Consider the following 18,168-nt stretch of genomic DNA (forward strand, 5'->3'; position numbering starts at 1 on the left):
CATGGACACCCTTGCGTTAAGCTAACTGTTACTTCTGCCTTCACAGTTCGGGACTTGCACCCTATAGACTACGCCCATGCTGGGCGCACTCAAAAAAAAAGCGTGAGGCATTGAGCCTTCACGCTTTTTTTCTATTGAATTATGATTCTTTCCGACAATAACTATCACCCAATTCAGAACATTAGTATGCTAAACTTATAGAAAAGAAATAATTGGAAGGTGATAAACTGATGACCTATACTCCCGTGCTTCAATCAAAATTAATACCTCCAATTCCAACCTCAACATACATGCGAAGATCTTCCTTCATAAAAAAAATGAAAACGTCCGGACGAGTAAAATTGACATTATTACATAGTGGGGCAGGATTTGGAAAAAGTTCAGGCTTATCTTCTTACTTCAAAGATACCCGGTCCATTCATTCATGGTATAGCGTTACCGAAGAGGATGATGATATCCTACCTTTTATCACTTATCTGATTCACAGTATTCAGCGCACAATTCCGAATTTCGGTCATTCGTTCGACGATTGGGAAAGCCCTTCGATGTACCCGAAAGAGGAGGACATTAATAGATGGCTTACTTTATTTATAAATGAAATTTGCGAAATTGGTGAACCATTTTCGATTGTCATCGACGACTTTCATCATGTAGATCATGTCTTCCACATCACTTATATGATGGAAAAAATCATTGAATTCCTTCCACCTCATATTCACTTAATCATCGCAACTCGGACCCGTCCCAAATGGTCAAGTCTTATCAAGTTAAAAATGACCGCGCAACTATGTGAAATCACGGAGAATGATTTCGTTTTTTCTGATGAAGAAATTGCGGTATTCTACGAGGATTATTATAACAAAGTGTTAACGGAAGAAGAAACGGAAAACATCGTCCAATTAACTGAGGGATGGGCGATAGCGGTCAATCTCGTGGCGGTGCATATGATAGAGTCTGAAATCCCTTCCATAACAGCGATGAAGCTCGCATTGCATGATTTATTTTCTTATTTATCGGAAGAAGTATTTAAAAATATGGTGTTAGAACATAGAGAATGGCTTTTGGCGTTTTCCATTTTCCCTGTTTTTTCCGAGCTCCTAGTGAAAGAATTTTACGGAGCAGAGGCGGCTTCAGTACTTCAAGAACTTGCCGGGCAACATGTCTTTATACAATCTTTAGGAGAAGATGGCACATACCGTTATCATGCTTTATTTCAACAATTTCTTGAAGCAAAATGGGAGCCGTTGGATTCTAATCGTTTTATATTCTTACAAAAAAAAGCAGCGGACTATTACAGTTCAGAAAATAATCCTGTCCAGGCTATTCACCATGCCATTAAAAGCAAAGATGATTTATTTATTGCTCAAAAATTAGCAGACACAGGTATCGCATTAGTGAAACTAGGTCAGTTCGACTGGCTTCTTGATACGATTAAAGAACTTCCGAAAACATTGCGAGATTCTTATTATACTCTTCATTATTATGAAGGAGAAGCCCATCGATATCGCGCGTTCTATGAAAAGGCAAGACAGGCTTACGAAGCTTGTCTACAACTAGCTAAAGTAAATGATGACGCTCATTACCAAAGTCGGGCAAATGCCGGAATTGCTCATATTTATTTGGACACAATCCAGCCCGGACTGGCAGAGCCTTATTTACGCGAGGCTATTTCTTTCGGCCAAAGAAGTGTAAAGACAAATTTCAACGATATGGAAAGATTAAAACGGCAATTCGCGGAGAATCTTGTAAATCTAGGGAAAGCTGTAGATGCTGCAATTTGGGTGGAAAATGAAGAAATAGATGAAAAAGTTCTTCGTGAAGGAAATCTGGACGCAAGGATTTTACTGCGAACCGGGAAGTTAAGGGAAGCCGAAGCGATTCTTACAGACCGAATTACAGACGATTCGTTCTTGCCAGATTCACATAGAGAAACAGACGTACTTTTATCCCTTATTTATTCTTTGATGGGTCAAGCTAAGTTGGCCATGGATAGTGCGTCAAAAGGCATTGAGGTTGGAGAAAGGGGGAAATCTGGTTTTGTTGAAGCGGTTGGTAGAATCCGGATGGGGCATGCAACCACAATCCATGATTCCTCTGAATTACACATACCTGAGCACCATTATATACAAGCAATACATGGAATGGATGAGCTCCGAGTATCAAGAGGGAAAGCGGAACCTTATTTAGGACTATCTTTAATAAAAGCTCGGCAAGGCTTATTTGCGGAAGCGATTCGTTTTGGAGATGCAGGCTTGCGCGAGACTGAAAAAGTTTACGACAGTTGGCTTTCAAGCCTTATTCGAATTGGACTTTCGATTGTTCATTATTACGCCGGCAATTATAAGGAGTCGCTGGAGCATTCAATCATCGCGAATCGCCTTTTTAAGGAATGTGGAGACACTTACGGCGAAATGGTTACATCGTTTTGGCTCATGTGTATATATGATAAAATGGAAGATGATGACCGATTTTCAGAGCAAGCAAAATCATTTTCCGAGCTTTGCATAAACTCTAACTATCTCTTTTTCTTGATGAGCGAAACACTTTTTTCACCTTTTGACAGACAATCGATCTATCCTCTCTTTATTAAGGCCGGAAGTGAATGCAGCAATCATGATGAAATTCAACAAATCTTTCGCCACTTGAATTTAACAGACGTTTCAAATCACCCGGGATACAAAATCGAAGTTTGGTTATTGGGTCCGTTTAATCTTCATCTAGGAATCGAGGAAGTAAACGACCGTAATTGGCAAAGAGATAAGGCCAAAGAACTTTTTGTTTACTTACTTTTGAATCGGGAAAGATTTGTCCCGAAAGAAGAAATCATGCGTGAACTTTGGGATACATCTGATGAAAAAAGTGCAGATAGAGACTTCAAAGTGGCGTTGAATGCATTGTTGAAAGTGTTGGAGCCGCATCGTAGCGCAAGGGGAAATCCCTATTTTATCGTTCGTAAACAGACGATGTATCGATTGAATCCAGATGCGGAAATCAGAACGGACTTGGATAAATTTCGAAAATACGCAGAAATCGGCGTATCGGAACGTTTTCCTTTAATTGCTATTGAACAACTATTAAAAGCGGCCGCGCTCTATAAAGGTCCGTTATTCGAAGAGAAGCTAACGATTGGTTGGATTTCTGATGAACGTGAACAGGCGGAACAGCGCTATATCAATGTGATTGAGCGAATCGCACAAACATATACACGGCTCCGTGATTTCGGTAAAACTGTATACTGGGCAGAAAAACTGCTGCGTATTGATGAAACATGGGAAGAAGCATACAGACTCCTCATGTTTGCCCATTACCAGCTCCAAAATAGATCACAATCCATTAAGTGGTATAAAAAATGTAGGGTGGTTCTGAAGGATGAACTGGATATCGAGCCGATGGAGACGACAGAACAGATGTACAGGATGATTATGAATGAATTGTAGGGGGACGTCCTTTAAGTGGGCGATCCCTTTTTTTGTCTTATACTTGTTGACTTTGACCAGGTGCATCCGCTTTTGTTCCTGTAACTGGTTTGTAACTGCCATTTTGTAGAGTAATAGTTAGTTAGAAAGCGTTTACAAACGACAAGAAGAAAGGGGTTTATTCATGAAAAGGAGAACTTGGTTGGTTTCATTACTTGCCCTTATGTTGGTTTTTAGTTCGGCTTGTAGCAAGGACGGCGGTAGTTCAACGGATACAACGGACACACCGGATGACGAAGGCGATAAAAAAGTAGAGGAAGTTGGAACCATCAAAGTAGGAGTGCTTGCCTCTTTAACGGGTGCACTAGAGTCGTATGGAAAACAGACAACTCGCGGCTTTGAACTTGGATTAGAGTACGCGACGGATGGCACGATGGAAGTAGCAGGCAAGAAAATTGAAGTTGTTTTTGAAGATACGGAAACGAAACCTGAAGTTGCCGTTCAAAAGGCAACGAAATTGCTAGAGGATGATGAAGTGGACTTCCTTGTTGGATCTTCGAGTTCAGGAGATACACTCGCTGTTTTACCTCTTGCAGAAGAATACGAAAAAATCATGATTGTCGAACCTGCTGTTGCAGATAGTATTACAGGTTCTGAATTCAATCCATTTATTTTTAGAACGGCTCGTAACTCTTCTCAAGATGCTGTAGCTGGTGCTGCCGCCATTGCAAAACCAGGCGTCAAAATTGCAACATTCGCCCCAGATTATTCATTCGGCTGGGACGGAGTAGCCGCTTTCAAAAAGGCTGCTGAAGACCTAGGAGCTGAAGTGATTATTGAAGAATTTGCAGATCCCGCAGCAACAGATTTCACATCCAATTTGCAAAAAATTGTTGAAGCAAAACCGGATTACATGTTTGTCGTCTGGGCAGGCGCAAACTCCCCGTGGAATCAGATTTCCGATTTGAAGATGCAGGAAAAAGGCATCAAGATTTCAACAGGTGCACCTGACATTGCCGCACTTTCGATTATGGAACCGCTTGTAGGCATGGAGGGTTTCACAGTTTACTATCACACGCTTCCGAATAATGAAGTGAACGACTGGCTAGTCAAAGAACATAAAGAACGGTTCAACGGTGAAGTTCCTGACTTATTTACGCCTGGAGGGATGTCAGCGGCCATTGCAATCGTTGAAGCATTGAAAAAATCCAGTGGAGACGCTGATGGTGAAAAGTTGATTGGACTGATGGAAGGTATGTCATTCGAAACGCCAAAAGGAACAATGACATTTAGAGAAGAAGACCATCAAGCATTGCAAACACTCTATTCCATAAAACTTGAAAAGCAAGAGGGAGTCGATTATCCAGTACCTGTTCTAATCCGAGAACTTTCTCCGGATGAAACCGAGCCACCAATTATGAACGATAAATAAAATAAACGGGACAGTCCAGTTAAACGGATCTGTCCCTCTCCACCTGATGAACGAGTTTCATCAGGTGGAGAGGGACAGATGAAAGGGGGCTAAATGTATGGAGCCGATTCTAAGAACGGAAAATTTGACGATTCGTTTCGGTGGGCATATAGCTATAGACCATGTGAATTTTGAAATGCCTGCAAATCATTTCAAGTCAATTATTGGTCCAAATGGTGCAGGGAAAACGACGTTTTTCAATTTGATTAGCGGGGAATTGAAAGCGACCGAAGGAGAGGTTTATTACAAAGGCGAACCCCTGTCTAAATCATCCGCAGTTTCAAGAACACGGAAAGGGCTCGGCCGTTCTTTCCAAATTACAAACGTTTTCCCAAACTTGACGGTTTTGGAAAATGTTCGCCTCGCGGTTCAATCGAAGGAGAAAATAAGGTATCAGTTGTTGCGCCACTTCACCAGTTATCCGCAATTAACTGAAAAAGCATACGAGCTGTTACATCTTGTCCTCTTAACAGGAAAAGAATATGCGATTGCGAGCCAACTGTCCCACGGCGAAAAGCGGAAATTGGAGATAGCCATGCTACTCGCACTAGACACTGAAGTGCTTCTTCTTGATGAACCGACCGCCGGCATGTCTTTGGAAGAAGTGCCTGCAATTTTGGATGTTATCCGTCAAATAAAAGGCACAGGTCAGAAAACAATTTTACTAATCGAACATAAAATGGATATGATTCTCGATCTTTCCGATTCCATTATGGTGCTATTTAACGGCAAGCTGTTGGCAGATGGGAGTACGCAAGAAATTATGGATAACGAACAAGTCCAAAATGCTTACTTGGGAGGGCTTTACGATGAACCCCTTACTGAAGGTTGAAGAGATTCACACGTACATCGGACAATACCACATCCTTCAAGGTATTTCGTTTGAAGCTCCGGTGGGAGAAGTCAGTGTATTGCTCGGCCGAAACGGTGCTGGTAAAACGACTACGTTAAAAACAATAATGGGACTAACGCAAGCTTCAAAGGGCTCAGTCACATTTAATGAAAAAAACATAACAAAAAAAGCGACGTTTGAAATTGCAAATCTAGGTATTGGTTACGTTCCAGAGGACCAAGGCATTTTCGGAGATTTGACAGTAGAGGAAAACATCAAAGTTGCGATGAAAAAGGAAGATGATGCAGCTTTAGAAAGGCAGGAATATGTTCTGAAGCTTTTCCCTGATTTAAAAACCTTTTGGAAAAAGGATGGAGGGCATTTATCAGGTGGTCAAAAACAAATGCTCGCGATGGCAAGAGCTTTCGTTAATGACAGCAAGTTGCTACTAATAGATGAACCTTCCAAAGGGTTGGCACCGATTGTTATTGAAAAAGTGATGGAAGCCATTACAGAAATGAAAAAAAGTACGACGATTATCCTTGTCGAGCAAAATTTCATGATGGCGAGTCGCATCGGAGATACATACACACTCATAGACGACGGAAAAACAGTCCATTCCGGTCTGATGAAAGAGCTCGTCCATAACGAAGAAGTAAAAAGAAAGTATTTAGGAATAGGATAAGGGGGCTGTGCGATGGAATTGCTAATTAACTTGACGGTCAATGGCTTGGCAACGGGCATGCTTATCTTTCTTCTAGCCTCCGGACTAACATTGATTTTCGGATTAATGAGCGTCCTCAATTTTGCACATGGTGGCTTGTTTGCGTGGGGAGCGTTTTCCAGTGTCTGGTTTTATGGAATTTCCGGAAGTTTTTTCATTGGTATTTTAGGTGCAATTGCTACGGGAATCGTTCTTGGTTTCATTACTGAAAAGATTATCATTACACCCGTTTATGGCAACCATGTCCAGCAAATACTCATTACTCTGGGCTTCATGCTTGTTCTTACTGAAATGTTGAAAGTTGTCTTTGGACCGAACCAGATTGCCGCAAAGGTACCTCCTTATTTGGCAGGTAGTTGGGAATTCGGAGATATCCTTCTAATTAAATACCGTGTATTCATAATCCTTGTTGGTTTTCTTATCTTTGGTGCATTTCAGTTCATATTGAAGAAAACAAAAATCGGACTTATCGTACGTGCAGGCGTTCTCAATAAAGACATGGTGCAAGCACTCGGCATTAACATTAAACGTGTATTCCTTCTCGTCTTTATGACTGGTGCGGCACTTGCTGCACTCGGCGGTGCGCTGATGGCTCCTTATTCAGGTGTTATCTATGCGGAAATGGGGATGGAATTCGCAATTTTGGCGTTCATCGTCGTTGTTATCGGTGGTATGGGAAGTTTTCCAGGTTCACTCCTTGCCGCTATTCTTGTCGGACTCGCGGGAAGTTATATGGCGTATTACGTACCGGCTTTATCACTTGCGGTTAATATGATCCTAATGGCGATTGTATTAATATTCCGTCCGCAAGGTCTTTTCACAGCAAAGGGGTGACGGCATGAAGAGAAAATATCAGTGGAACAACTTATTTCTCGTAATCATTGTCGTAGCTCTTGTAGCGTTCCCCTTCGTTTCCGAATCGAGAACGTGGACGATTTTGCTGACTCAAATCTTCATCTTCTCAATTCTAGCTATGAGTTATGACATCTTACTCGGGTATACAGGTATCGTTTCGTTTGGTCATGCAATGTTCTTCGGAATGGGTGCATACACGACAGCTGTTATGCTGAAAAATATCGAGCCAACAATGGGCGTATTTATCCTGTCGGTTGCTGCAGGTATGATTCTAGCGGGTATCGTTAGTTTTTTTATTGGATTATTGACATTACGCTTGAAAAGTCATTTCTTTGCGATGCTTACATTGGCCGTTTCTGGATTATTTCTAGTCCTAGCGGAAAAGTGGCGAACCGTGACACATGGCAATGATGGTTTCACGTTTAAAGCGCCCGATTTTTTCAAAGATCGAATGATGTTTTACTTTGTTGTGTTGCTATTTCTAGTTCTCGTTTATATTTTCTTGCGGAGATTTGTCAATTCTCCACTTGGCAGGGTCCTCGTCGCAGTTAGAGAAAACGAACAGCGGACGAAGTCACTCGGATTCAATACGTTACATTATAAAGTGATCGCTTCTATAGTTGCAGGTGTCGTTGCAAGTCTCGCAGGCTCATTCTATGCAATATCACTTCGTTTCGTAAATACAAGTGTTCTCACAATGGATATAACGCTTGATGCCCTTCTTATGACGATTATCGGTGGCATTGGAACACTTATAGGGCCAATTCTTGGAGCAGGAATTATCGAATTGACACAACACTATTTATCGGGACTTGCAAAAGACTATCCGATTTTCGAAAGATGGATTATTTTCTTCGGAATCGTCTATATAATTGCGGTCATCTTTTTCCCGAGAGGTGTTGTCGGTACGATACGCGAAAAACTATGGAAGCGTAATACACGCAAGTCACAAGCTACAATAAATGCAGGCAAAAAGGAGGTCTTGTGATGGTTGTTGGAATCGTCAGTATAGGTGTGTATATTCCTGAAACTAAAATGACTGCCGAAGAAATCTCAGACCAATCTGGATTGTCCGTCGATATAGTCAAAAAGAAAATGGGAATCACGCAAAAGTCGATCCCAGGAGCGAATGATCATACAGTCGCGATGGGAATTTGGGCTACCCAGGCAGCATTAAGGAAAGGTAATATTGATCCAAAACACATCGATTTGATCATTTATATCGGGGAAGAGCATAAAGAATACCCACTATGGACCGCAGCAATTAAAATTCAAGAGGAGATTGGCGCTTACCATGCATGGGGTTTCGATGTAGCACAACGTTGCGGAACAACCATTACAGCTATGAAAATCGCGAAAAGTATGATGGAAGCCGATCCCTCCATCGAAATGGTCCTTCTAGCTGGTGGATATCGAAATAGCGATTTTATCGATTATTCGAATAGACGTACACGTTTCATGTTTAACCTAGGTGCTGGAGGTGCGGCAATGATATTAAAACGGAACCATCCTGAAAACGTCATTTTAGGATCAGACATTATGACAGATGGTTCCTTTTCGGAAGATGTTGTTGTACCGATTGGAGGAACAAAAACGCCTTTGACGCCCGAAGACTTACAAAACGGTCTCTATCGACTTGATGTACTCGATCCGGTTGGAATGAAAGCACGTCTCGAAAAAAAGTCGATGCAAAATTTCCTGAAAGTGATTCGTACTTCACTAGAAAAGAGTGGCTATTCGGAAGAGCAAATCGGTTACTTAGCTATATTGCATATGAAAAAGTCCGCCCATGACTTCGTCTTAAGAGAACTGGGTTTACATGACGATAACTCAATCTATTTACACGAATATGGGCATATCGGGCAAATAGACCAAATCCTATCACTCGAGCTTGCTGAACAAGAAGGGAAATTGACAGACGGGGATATTGCTGTTCTTGTTAGTGCTGGAATCGGCTACGCTTGGGGAGCGGTCACTGTAAAATGGGGAAAACAGTAAAGGGGTGAAGTGCATGGAACTCCAAAAGGTTACACTTCTAAATAATGAACAAATTGCTTTTCGGGAAAGACCTGGCGGTGAAAAGATAGTCATTCTTGTGCATGGAAATATGACTTCATCAAAGCATTGGGATATTCTCATGGATGTGTTAGACGAGAAGTACAAAGTCTATGCACTGGACCTTCGTGGATTCGGTGAATCTTCTTATACCAACCGAGTTACAAGTATTAAAGATTTTTCAGATGACTTAAAAGGCTTTGTCGATGCGCTTGAATTGAAAGACTTCTCATTGGTTGGCTGGTCGACGGGTGGAGCAGTCTGTATGCAGTTTGAAGCGGACTTTCCCGGATATTGCGATAAACTCGTCCTGCTTGCCTCAGCTTCTACCCGGGGTTACCCATTTTTCGGGACAAAGAGAGACGGCAGTCCAGACTTAAGGCGGCGTTTAGTGACCATTGAAGAAGTCGCACAAGACGTAGGTAAAACAGTAGCAATTCAATACTTATATGACACCAACAACCGTGAAGGCTTGAAAGCGGTTTGGAACGCATTAATTTATACACATAACAAACCAGATGAAGAAAAATATGAACAGTATGTCGATGATATGCTAACACAACAAAACCTGGCAGATGTCTATCATGCATTGAACACATTTAATATTAGCGGTCATCATAACGGTTTACATGAGGGAACAAATCAAGCAAAAGACCTAACAATTCCAGTACTCATTTTAAGAGGAAATCGAGATCTTGTTGTGACGGAACAGATGACTCGTGAAATCGAAGAGGACCTTGGGGACAACGCGACTTATATCCAGTTGGACAACGCAGGCCATTCGCCGCTAATTGATGATTTGGAGAACCTGAAGGAAACGATTGAAAAATTTTTGGAGTGGGAGATGACTACATGAGATTAGATGGAAAAACAGCTATCATTACAGGTGGAGCAAACGGGATCGGGCTAGCAGCATGTGAACGTTTTGCGCAAGAAGGAGCACACGTTATAATGGCGGATTTTGATGAGACAATTGGAGTAGAACGAGAAGCGGAATTTACAGGAAAAGGTCTGGACGTGACCTTTCTACCAGTCGACGTCGTAAATCGCACGAGTGTGACACAATTGGTAGAAAATACGCTAGAACGCTTTGGTCAGATTGATATATTGGTCAATAACGCCGGCATTACACGAGACGCGACACTTGTAAAAATGGAGCTGGAAGATTTCCAACGTGTACTTGACGTTAACTTGACAGGTGTTTTTAATTGCACACAAGCTGTTATCCCGCATATGATCACAAATCAATCAGGAAAAATCATTAATACATCTTCGGTGAGTGGTATCTATGGTAACTTCGGGCAAACAAATTATGCCGCTACAAAGGCGGCAATTGTTGGAATGACTAAAACTTGGGCCAAGGAGTTCGGGCGAAAAGGCATTAATGTCAACGCCGTAGCCCCCGGATTCACTGCGACTGCAATGGTCAGTAAGATGCCGGAAAAGGTTCTTGATGAAATGAAGGCCTCCACATCATTGCGTCGACTAGGCAAACCTCGTGATATTGCGAATGCCTATCTATTTCTTGCAAGTGAAGAATCCGATTATATACACGGTCACATCCTGCATGTCGACGGCGGTATTATGATGTGAAAAACGAAGGGGGCGGAGAAGTATGTTCACAAACCGTGGATGGATCATGAAAAGAGCCGCTCTTTCTCCTAATCGGACTGCACTTGTAGACGTCCATACTGGAGATAGCTGGACGTACGCAATGCTTCAACAGCGAATTGTTCATTGGGCATCTTATTTCAAACGACAAAGATATAAAAAAGGGGAACGTATCGCAATTATTGCGCCGAATAGCTCAGAGTTGTTCGCCATTCTATTTGCATGTGAAATGACAGGTTTACTGTATGTCCCACTAAATTGGCGGCTTAGTCGTTTTGAACTCGTCACTCTGCTTACTGATTGCTCCCCCTCCATACTTCTGTACCATGAGCAGTTTAAAACGGTAATTGATGAAATGCGTTTTCCTAATTCAGTGCCACTAATTTCGATTAACACTGTAGACTATCAAGATTTCAAGGTAGAACAACTGATAGGTGAAGACCCATGGATGATGATCTATACAGGAGGGACAACAGGGGTTTCAAAAGGAGTCGTCCTTTCAGCTGACGCTGTCAATTGGAATGCGCTGAACACTATTGTCAGCTGGGGATTAACAGAAGAGGATATAACGATAAATTATATGCCACTTTTTCACACCGGAGGCATGAATGCACTTAGCATACCTATTCTCATGGCTGGCGGAACGGTAATTGTCGGTAACTCATTCGATGCAGAGGAAGCCTTGAGCGCAACTGATACATACGCTGCAACAATTTCACTTTTCGTGCCGACGATGTATCAGTCTATGATCCTCACACCCTATTTCCGACAGTCAACTTTTCCTACTATGAAAGTGTTTTTATCTGGCGGTGCTCCTTGCCCACAGACGATTTATCATGCATTTCATGAGAAAGGATTAAAATTCAAAGAAGGGTACGGACTTACGGAAGCAGGCCCAAATAATTTTTACATCCGAAGCGAAGAAGCTTGTCTGAAAATAGGATCTGTTGGTAAGAGCATGCTATTCAATACCACAAAAGTATTGAATGAAGAGATGAAACCTTGTGGTATAGATGAAGTCGGGGAATTATTTATAAAAGGACCCCATGTTTTCAGTTATTATTGGCGGAATCCAACAGCAACGGCTGAAACGTTAGTTGAGGGATGGCTGCGTACGGGTGACCTTGCCAAATGCGACAGCGATGGCTACACCTACATTGTCGGAAGAAAAAAAGATACTATTATTACAGGTGGAGAAAACGTTTATCCACAGGAAGTTGAACAAAGCCTCGTCCTGTTTGATGGGGTCAAAGAGGTGGCTGTCGTCGGGGTAAAGGATGACTTATGGGGTGAAATCATCGTTGCATTTATCATCATGGCAGACGGATACCCTTTCGATTGTGACGACATTACCATGCACTGTAACAAGTTTCTTGGATCATATAAAATCCCCAAAAAAGTAATTGAGCTAAAAGAATTGCCTAAAACACACGTCGGAAAAATTAATAAAAAAATACTACAAGAGATGGTTGAAAAATAATAAAAGCGTGAGGCATTATGCCTTCACGCTTTTTCGTACAAATAAATAAGTTCATGCAGTTTAGGATCTACTTTGACATGCAAGTCATGTTCAGTAAAATACCATTTGTCACGGCTTTCAATATAGTAGCGTACTCTGTCGTGCTCCGTTTCAACTGCCACTTCGTCAGGTTGTTCTTTTGTCACGCCGAGGGAAAATCCCGGTTGTAGTGAACTGGATCCTCCATATCTTGCAAAAAAGCGGATAGCATCACCAGGTTCAACTTCCATCTCTTCTTTAAACCATAATAGCGCTTCGTTCGACAAAATAATCTTCATTGGAAACACCAGCCTTTTCCGTTTCTGCTTTCATTGTATTATAACCACTTCACTTTTGGCTCGGTTCCAGCCTTGATACGACCAATATTCGCTCGATGTCTATAGAAGATGAAGGCACCGAATAGACCAATCATTACCATCAGATAAATATCACCTGTTCGGAAGTAGTAAAAAATGCTGTATAAAAAGCCTACCACAGATATAATCATTGACGATAAAGACACCATTTTCGTTACTTTCAAAGCGATGAAAAACGTTACGAGCACAAGGATGAAAACGGGCCATTCGTAAGCAAGCAGCACACCGCCGGATGTCGCGACAGCCTTGCCACCTTTGAAATGAGCGAAAACGGGATACATATGCCCCACAACCGCAAGTATTCCCGGAATAAGGGGATGGACTGTAATGCTGTCGAAAACAGGGAGTAGTGGTAACAGTGCAGCTACCGTCCCTTTTAAAATATCGAGAATTGTTACGGTAAGTCCCGCTGTTTTACCGAGTACACGGAAGGTATTCGTGCCACCTAAATTCCCGCTACCTAGTTGCCGGATGTCCGTTTTGTAAAAAAGTTTTCCGACCCAGAGTGCTGAAGGGATTGAGCCGATTAAATAAGCAATTACTAAAAGTATGATAAGTTCCATTGTGTACTCCTTTTTTAATTTGACTATGTATAGACCTAGTTTAGCAGATGCGTGAAGTTGCTACAATGGGCTTCATGTGGAGAGTAGAGAATTGGCAAGCCAAGTTAAGGGGGCCAGTCAGATTTCGAATTTCCGGGTCTCAAACAGCCGATTTCCGTAACTAACAATTTCCTGTCTTCATTGCAATAAAATGCTTTCTTCTATACAATTAATTGAGCAAGCTTCTGAAAACGTTGATTTGACAACCTTTAAAGGAAGCGGTACGATCATATAAAAGAGAACAGTTGTTTGATGGAGGTTGTATTTTGACGAAAAAACAAGAAAACTATACGTATGATGATGATTCAATCCATATACTTGAAGGTCTAGATGCTGTACGAAAACGTCCTGGTATGTACATCGGATCTACCGATTCTCGCGGGCTTCATCACCTTGTCTATGAAATTGTGGATAACGCGGTAGATGAAGCGCTAGCTGGGTTTGGTAATGAGATTGATGTGACACTTCATACAGATGGCAGTGTCAGTGTACGCGACTACGGGCGTGGTATGCCAACGGGGATACACTCTTCTGGAAAACCAACGACGGAAGTTATTTTGACAGTTCTTCATGCAGGAGGAAAGTTTGGTCAAGGCGGTTACAAAACGAGTGGCGGACTTCATGGAGTTGGTGCATCTGTTGTAAACGCTCTATCTGAGAAATTGGAAGTGACCATTTTTCGTGACGGAAAGAAATTTCTTCAACGCTTTGAAAATGGCGGAAAACCGTCTACAACGCTTGAACAAATCGGAACAACACGTGAAAAAGGGACGCTTATCCATTTTAAACCAGATGCGACCATATTCTCAACTTTAAAATATCATTATGAAACCATTAGTGAGCGCTTACGCGAGTCCGCGTTTCTGTTAAAGGGCTTGAAAATTGAGATAAAGGAAGAAGGTACGGACAAACACGATATCTTCCAATATGAAACCGGAATTGAGGCTTTTATCACTTATTTAAACGAAGAGAAAGATGTTCTACATGAGGTCGCTTATTTGGAAGGTGAGTCAGATGGAATAGAAGTCGAGTTTGCATTCCAATTCAGTGACGGTTATTCGGAAACAATCCTTTCATTTGTCAACAACGTCCGTACCAAAGACGGTGGAACACATGAAACAGGGGCAAAGACAGGAATGACTCGAGTATTTAATGAATATGCGAGAAAAACCGGATTGTTGAAAGAGAAAGATAAAAACCTTGAAGGCTCGGATATTCGTGAAGGAATAGCCGCAATTGTGTCGGTACGTATCCCGGAAGAGATTTTACAATTCGAAGGGCAGACGAAAGGCAAGCTAGGTACGAGTGAAGCACGTGGTATCACGGATTCAATTGTATCTCAGAAGCTTCTTTATTTTCTTGAAGAAAATGCTGATTTAAGTGCATCCCTTGTTCGTAAAGCAATCCGTGCGCACCAGGCACGTGAGGCGGCAAGAAAAGCACGGGAAGATGCGCGTTCAGGTAAGAAAAGAAAAAGATCGGAAACACTTCTATCAGGTAAACTGACACCTGCACAATCCAGAAATGCTGCGAAGAATGAATTATATCTTGTCGAAGGGGACTCGGCCGGCGGTTCAGCAAAACAAGGACGAGACCGAGTTTTTCAGGCTATTCTTCCACTACGTGGTAAAGTGCTCAACACTGAAAAAGCGAAACTTGAAGATATTATGAAAAACGAAGAAATCAATCTGATCATTCATGCAATTGGAGGCGGCGTAGGTTCTGACTTCGAAGTCAAAGACATCGCTTATGATAAAGTTATCATCATGACAGATGCAGATACAGATGGGGCTCATATTCAGGTACTGTTACTGACATTCTTCTACCGTTACATGAAACCGCTGATTGAAGCTGGAAAAGTATACATCGCTTTGCCACCACTTTACAAAGTATTTAAAGGGACAGGGAAGAGCGAAAAATTTGCATACGCATGGACGGAAGGCACCGAACTTGAAAAAGCGATAGAAAAAGTAGGCAAAGGGTATATGCTGCAACGATACAAAGGACTTGGGGAAATGAATGCCGATCAGTTATGGGAAACGACTATGGACCCAGGAACACGTACATTGATTCGGGTAACTATTGAAGACAGTGCTATAGTTGAGCGACGTGTGACGACACTTATGGGTGATAAGGTAGAGCCTAGGCGACGCTGGATTGAAGACAATGTCGATTTTGGTATGGAAGAAGACCATAATATTTTGGATAATGAATTTTTACATGTCGAGGGGGATTTTGAATGACACTAACGGAACGTTTCCAAGACCTACCGTTGGAAGAAGTAATCGGTGACCGATTCGGGAGATATAGTAAGTACATCATCCAGGACCGGGCATTGCCGGACGCGCGCGATGGTTTAAAACCTGTTCAGCGGCGTATTTTATATGCAATGTTTCATGAGGGAAATACGTATGAAAAAGCATTCCGTAAATCAGCAAAGACGGTCGGAAATGTCATCGGGAACTATCATCCCCATGGCGACACATCTGTCTATGAAGCGATGGTGCGGATGAGCCAAGATTGGAAATTGCGTCATATGTTGGTTGAAATGCAAGGGAATAACGGTTCAGTAGATGGTGATTCTGCAGCTGCCATGCGGTATACAGAAGCACGTCTTTCTGCTATTTCGGGAGAAATGATGCGAGACCTTGGAAAAGAGACAGTCGATTTCATACCAAACTTCGATGAAACTGAACCTGAACCAACTGTCTTACCAGCAAGATACCCAAACTTACTCGTCAATGGTTCAACAGGCATTTCCGCAGGCTATGCAACGGATATCCCGCCACACGCACTTCACGAATCGCTAGACGCAGTCCTAATGCGTCTAGACAATCCGGACGTTACGGTTGATGAATTAATGACGGTAATAAAAGGACCTGATTTTCCGACTGGCGGTACGATTCAAGGGACGAGCGGTATTAAAACAGCCTATGAAACCGGAAAAGGACGTTTCATCATTCGATCGAAATCGTTCATCGAACCGTTAAAAGGTGGTAAATCGCAAATCGTTGTGACGGAAATTCCATATGACGTCAACAAAGCGAATATGGTCAAGAAAATGGACGAGCTACGTCTGGATCGTAAGCTAGACGGAATCGCGGATGTCAGGGACGAATCGGACCGGACAGGTCTTCGGATTGTTATCGAGTTGAAAAAAGATATCGATGGCAACGCTATTTTACAATACTTACTAAAAAATACAGACTTGCAAGTGACGTACAACTTTAATATGATAGCTATCTCTGGGCGCAGACCAACTTTAATGTCGCTACCAATGCTATTGGATGCCTATATAGGACATCAGAAAGAAGTTGTTACACGTAGATCACGATTTGACATAGGACGTGCACAAGACCGCCTACATATCGTAGAAGGGCTTATGAAAGCTCTATCAATTTTGGATGAAGTGATTATAGCGATACGTGCATCTAAAGATAAACGCGATGCAAAAAACAATATCATTTCGAAATTCGAATTCTCTGAAGTACAAGCTGAAGCAATTGTATCGCTACAGCTTTACAAACTAACGAATACTGATATTACTGAGTTGCAGCAAGAAGATACCGAACTTCGGAAACTGATTGATAAGCTCGATGCAATTTTAAAAAGTGATAAAAAGCTATCTGCTGTCATTAAAAAAGAACTTCTTGAAATCCGAAAAAAGTTTGCTGAACCGCGACGTTCTGTAATTGAGGAAAAAATCGAAGAAATTAAAGTCGATTTAGATATTCTTGTACCAAGCGAAGAAGTGATTGTGTCGGTTTCGAAAGACGGCTATATAAAACGCACGAGCGTTCGTTCTCATAGCGCTTCAAACGGCTCCGGACACGAGATGAAAGAATCTGATTACACGCTATTAGAAGCGCCAATGAACACGCAACATCATCTTTTGCTGTTCACATCAGCTGGGAACTATCTATATCAGCCCGTTTATGAGCTACCAGATATTAAATGGAAAGATCTTGGGCAACATATCTCAAGTATCATTCCACTTGGGCAGAATGAAACGATTGTTGCGGCAATTGGCCTTGAGAGTTTCGATCAAGAAGCGTTAATTGTAACAGCATCTCAAAATGGGTTAATCAAACAATCAAAACTTGTCGATTTCAAAGTCCAACGCTATTCCCGAACATTTAAAGCGATGGGGATTAAAAAAGATGATGTAATGATTGATGCGAGACTTGTCAAAGGAGACGAGGATGTCATTCTATTCACAGAACAGGCATACGCTCTTCGTTTTCCTCTTACTGAGTTATCCGTAACAGGCATAAGGACTGCCGGCGTGCGTGGCATTAACCTTAAAGAGGCTGATAAGCTTGTTGCAATGGAAATCAATCAAGATGACGGATCTTCTGTTCTGGTTGCAACACAGCGCGGTAGTGTGAAAAGAATGGGCTTGAAAGAGCTTGAAAGTGCTTCAAGGGCACAACGTGGTGTTGTTGTTCTTAAAGAGCTAAAGTCAAATCCATACCGGGTTATCGGGGCCTTATTGGTGAAAAATGATGAGATTATTGTTTTGACAACGGAAAAGGGTAGTAAAATTCCTATCGTAGCGGGATCATTGCGACCTGTCGACCGTTATTCAAATGGTAGCAGCATAGTAGATGAGAAAAAAGAGGGTAGCATAACAATAATATATAAAGACCCTAAAGCTGAAATCGAATAATTTACTGTAAAAGTCATGGGAGTATATACCCATGACTTTTAATTTGTCCTAACGTATA

Annotated in this window: 14 protein-coding genes; 12 read left to right on the top strand and 2 right to left on the bottom strand. The window is 41.9% G+C overall.

The window, feature by feature from the left end:
• The first annotated feature begins 341 nt into the window (after window positions 1–341).
• The 10 genes from AC1TO4_RS14770 to AC1TO4_RS14815 all read left to right on the top strand — a co-directional run bounded on the left by AC1TO4_RS14770 (window position 342) and on the right by AC1TO4_RS14815 (window position 12,444).
• Window positions 342–3,437 (top strand): AfsR/SARP family transcriptional regulator, encoded by a 3,096-nt coding sequence (locus AC1TO4_RS14770; RefSeq protein WP_482105968.1) that lies wholly within the window; start codon window positions 342–344, stop codon window positions 3,435–3,437.
• A 163-nt stretch (window positions 3,438–3,600) separates the two neighbouring features.
• Complete coding sequence (locus tag AC1TO4_RS14775) at window positions 3,601–4,848, top strand: substrate-binding domain-containing protein (protein WP_482105969.1); 1,248 nt, start codon at window positions 3,601–3,603, stop codon at window positions 4,846–4,848.
• 97 nt (window positions 4,849–4,945) lie between these two features.
• Window positions 4,946–5,719: an ABC transporter ATP-binding protein gene (locus tag AC1TO4_RS14780; protein ID WP_482105970.1), complete on the top strand. Its 774-nt coding sequence runs from the start codon at window positions 4,946–4,948 to the stop codon at window positions 5,717–5,719.
• A complete protein-coding gene (locus tag AC1TO4_RS14785) occupies window positions 5,697–6,404 on the top strand; it encodes an ABC transporter ATP-binding protein (protein WP_482102555.1) in 708 nt (235 codons plus the stop codon). The genes AC1TO4_RS14780 and AC1TO4_RS14785 overlap by 23 nt, the downstream gene beginning before the upstream one ends.
• Window positions 6,405–6,416: 12 nt before the next feature.
• A complete protein-coding gene (locus AC1TO4_RS14790) occupies window positions 6,417–7,277 on the top strand; it encodes a branched-chain amino acid ABC transporter permease (RefSeq protein WP_482105971.1) in 861 nt (286 codons plus the stop codon).
• A gap of 4 nt (window positions 7,278–7,281) precedes the next feature.
• Window positions 7,282–8,286 carry a branched-chain amino acid ABC transporter permease gene (locus tag AC1TO4_RS14795; RefSeq protein WP_482105972.1) on the top strand — a complete coding sequence of 335 codons (1,005 nt, stop codon included), beginning with the start codon at window positions 7,282–7,284 and terminating at the stop codon, window positions 8,284–8,286.
• Window positions 8,286–9,296, top strand: a complete 1,011-nt coding sequence (locus tag AC1TO4_RS14800; protein WP_482105973.1) for a 3-oxoacyl-ACP synthase — start codon at window positions 8,286–8,288, stop codon at window positions 9,294–9,296. Before AC1TO4_RS14795 ends, AC1TO4_RS14800 begins: the two co-directional genes overlap by 1 nt.
• 13 nt (window positions 9,297–9,309) lie before the next feature.
• Window positions 9,310–10,209: an intracellular short-chain-length polyhydroxyalkanoate depolymerase gene (phaZ, locus tag AC1TO4_RS14805; protein WP_482105974.1), complete on the top strand. Its 900-nt coding sequence runs from the start codon at window positions 9,310–9,312 to the stop codon at window positions 10,207–10,209.
• Entirely contained in the window at window positions 10,206–10,946 is a 741-nt protein-coding gene (gene fabG / locus AC1TO4_RS14810; RefSeq protein WP_482102560.1) for a 3-oxoacyl-ACP reductase FabG, read from the top strand. The genes phaZ and fabG overlap by 4 nt, the downstream gene beginning before the upstream one ends.
• Before the next feature lie 22 nt (window positions 10,947–10,968).
• On the top strand, window positions 10,969–12,444 hold the full coding sequence (locus AC1TO4_RS14815) for an AMP-binding protein (protein ID WP_482105975.1): 1,476 nt from the start codon (window positions 10,969–10,971) through the stop codon (window positions 12,442–12,444).
• Window positions 12,445–12,467: 23 nt separating this feature from the next.
• On the opposite strand, the gene AC1TO4_RS14820 is transcribed toward AC1TO4_RS14815, so the two are convergent.
• Window positions 12,468–12,761 carry a HesB/YadR/YfhF family protein gene (locus AC1TO4_RS14820; protein WP_482105976.1) on the bottom strand — a complete coding sequence of 98 codons (294 nt, stop codon included), beginning with the start codon at window positions 12,759–12,761 and terminating at the stop codon, window positions 12,468–12,470.
• A 38-nt stretch (window positions 12,762–12,799) separates the two neighbouring features.
• Window positions 12,800–13,402: a glycerol-3-phosphate 1-O-acyltransferase PlsY gene (plsY, locus tag AC1TO4_RS14825; RefSeq protein WP_482102563.1), complete on the bottom strand. Its 603-nt coding sequence runs from the start codon at window positions 13,400–13,402 to the stop codon at window positions 12,800–12,802.
• Window positions 13,403–13,707: 305 nt separating this feature from the next.
• On the opposite strand from plsY, the gene parE reads away from it, so the two are divergent.
• A complete protein-coding gene (gene parE, locus AC1TO4_RS14830; protein WP_482105977.1) occupies window positions 13,708–15,684 on the top strand; it encodes a DNA topoisomerase IV subunit B in 1,977 nt (658 codons plus the stop codon).
• Complete coding sequence (parC, locus tag AC1TO4_RS14835) at window positions 15,681–18,110, top strand: DNA topoisomerase IV subunit A (protein WP_482105978.1); 2,430 nt, start codon at window positions 15,681–15,683, stop codon at window positions 18,108–18,110. The genes parE and parC overlap by 4 nt, the downstream gene beginning before the upstream one ends.
• Window positions 18,111–18,168: the final 58 nt, after the last annotated feature.

Source organism: Sporosarcina sp. Y838, assembly GCF_056786515.1.

What these genes read in the sequence shown, in the direction of transcription:
- phaZ (WP_482105974.1), top strand. Translation starts at nt 9,310, where the DNA reads ATGGAACTCCAAAAGGTTACACTTCTAAATAATGAACAAATTGCTTTT.
- AC1TO4_RS14800 (WP_482105973.1), top strand. Translation starts at nt 8,286, where the DNA reads ATGGTTGTTGGAATCGTCAGTATAGGTGTGTATATTCCTGAAACTAAA.
- fabG (WP_482102560.1), top strand. Translation starts at nt 10,206, where the DNA reads ATGAGATTAGATGGAAAAACAGCTATCATTACAGGTGGAGCAAACGGG.
- AC1TO4_RS14785 (WP_482102555.1), top strand. Translation starts at nt 5,697, where the DNA reads ATGAACCCCTTACTGAAGGTTGAAGAGATTCACACGTACATCGGACAA.
- AC1TO4_RS14795 (WP_482105972.1), top strand. Translation starts at nt 7,282, where the DNA reads ATGAAGAGAAAATATCAGTGGAACAACTTATTTCTCGTAATCATTGTC.
- AC1TO4_RS14775 (WP_482105969.1), top strand. Translation starts at nt 3,601, where the DNA reads ATGAAAAGGAGAACTTGGTTGGTTTCATTACTTGCCCTTATGTTGGTT.
- AC1TO4_RS14820 (WP_482105976.1), bottom strand. Translation starts at nt 12,761, where the DNA reads ATGAAGATTATTTTGTCGAACGAAGCGCTATTATGGTTTAAAGAAGAG.
- AC1TO4_RS14815 (WP_482105975.1), top strand. Translation starts at nt 10,969, where the DNA reads ATGTTCACAAACCGTGGATGGATCATGAAAAGAGCCGCTCTTTCTCCT.
- parC (WP_482105978.1), top strand. Translation starts at nt 15,681, where the DNA reads ATGACACTAACGGAACGTTTCCAAGACCTACCGTTGGAAGAAGTAATC.
- plsY (WP_482102563.1), bottom strand. Translation starts at nt 13,402, where the DNA reads ATGGAACTTATCATACTTTTAGTAATTGCTTATTTAATCGGCTCAATC.
- AC1TO4_RS14790 (WP_482105971.1), top strand. Translation starts at nt 6,417, where the DNA reads ATGGAATTGCTAATTAACTTGACGGTCAATGGCTTGGCAACGGGCATG.
- AC1TO4_RS14780 (WP_482105970.1), top strand. Translation starts at nt 4,946, where the DNA reads ATGGAGCCGATTCTAAGAACGGAAAATTTGACGATTCGTTTCGGTGGG.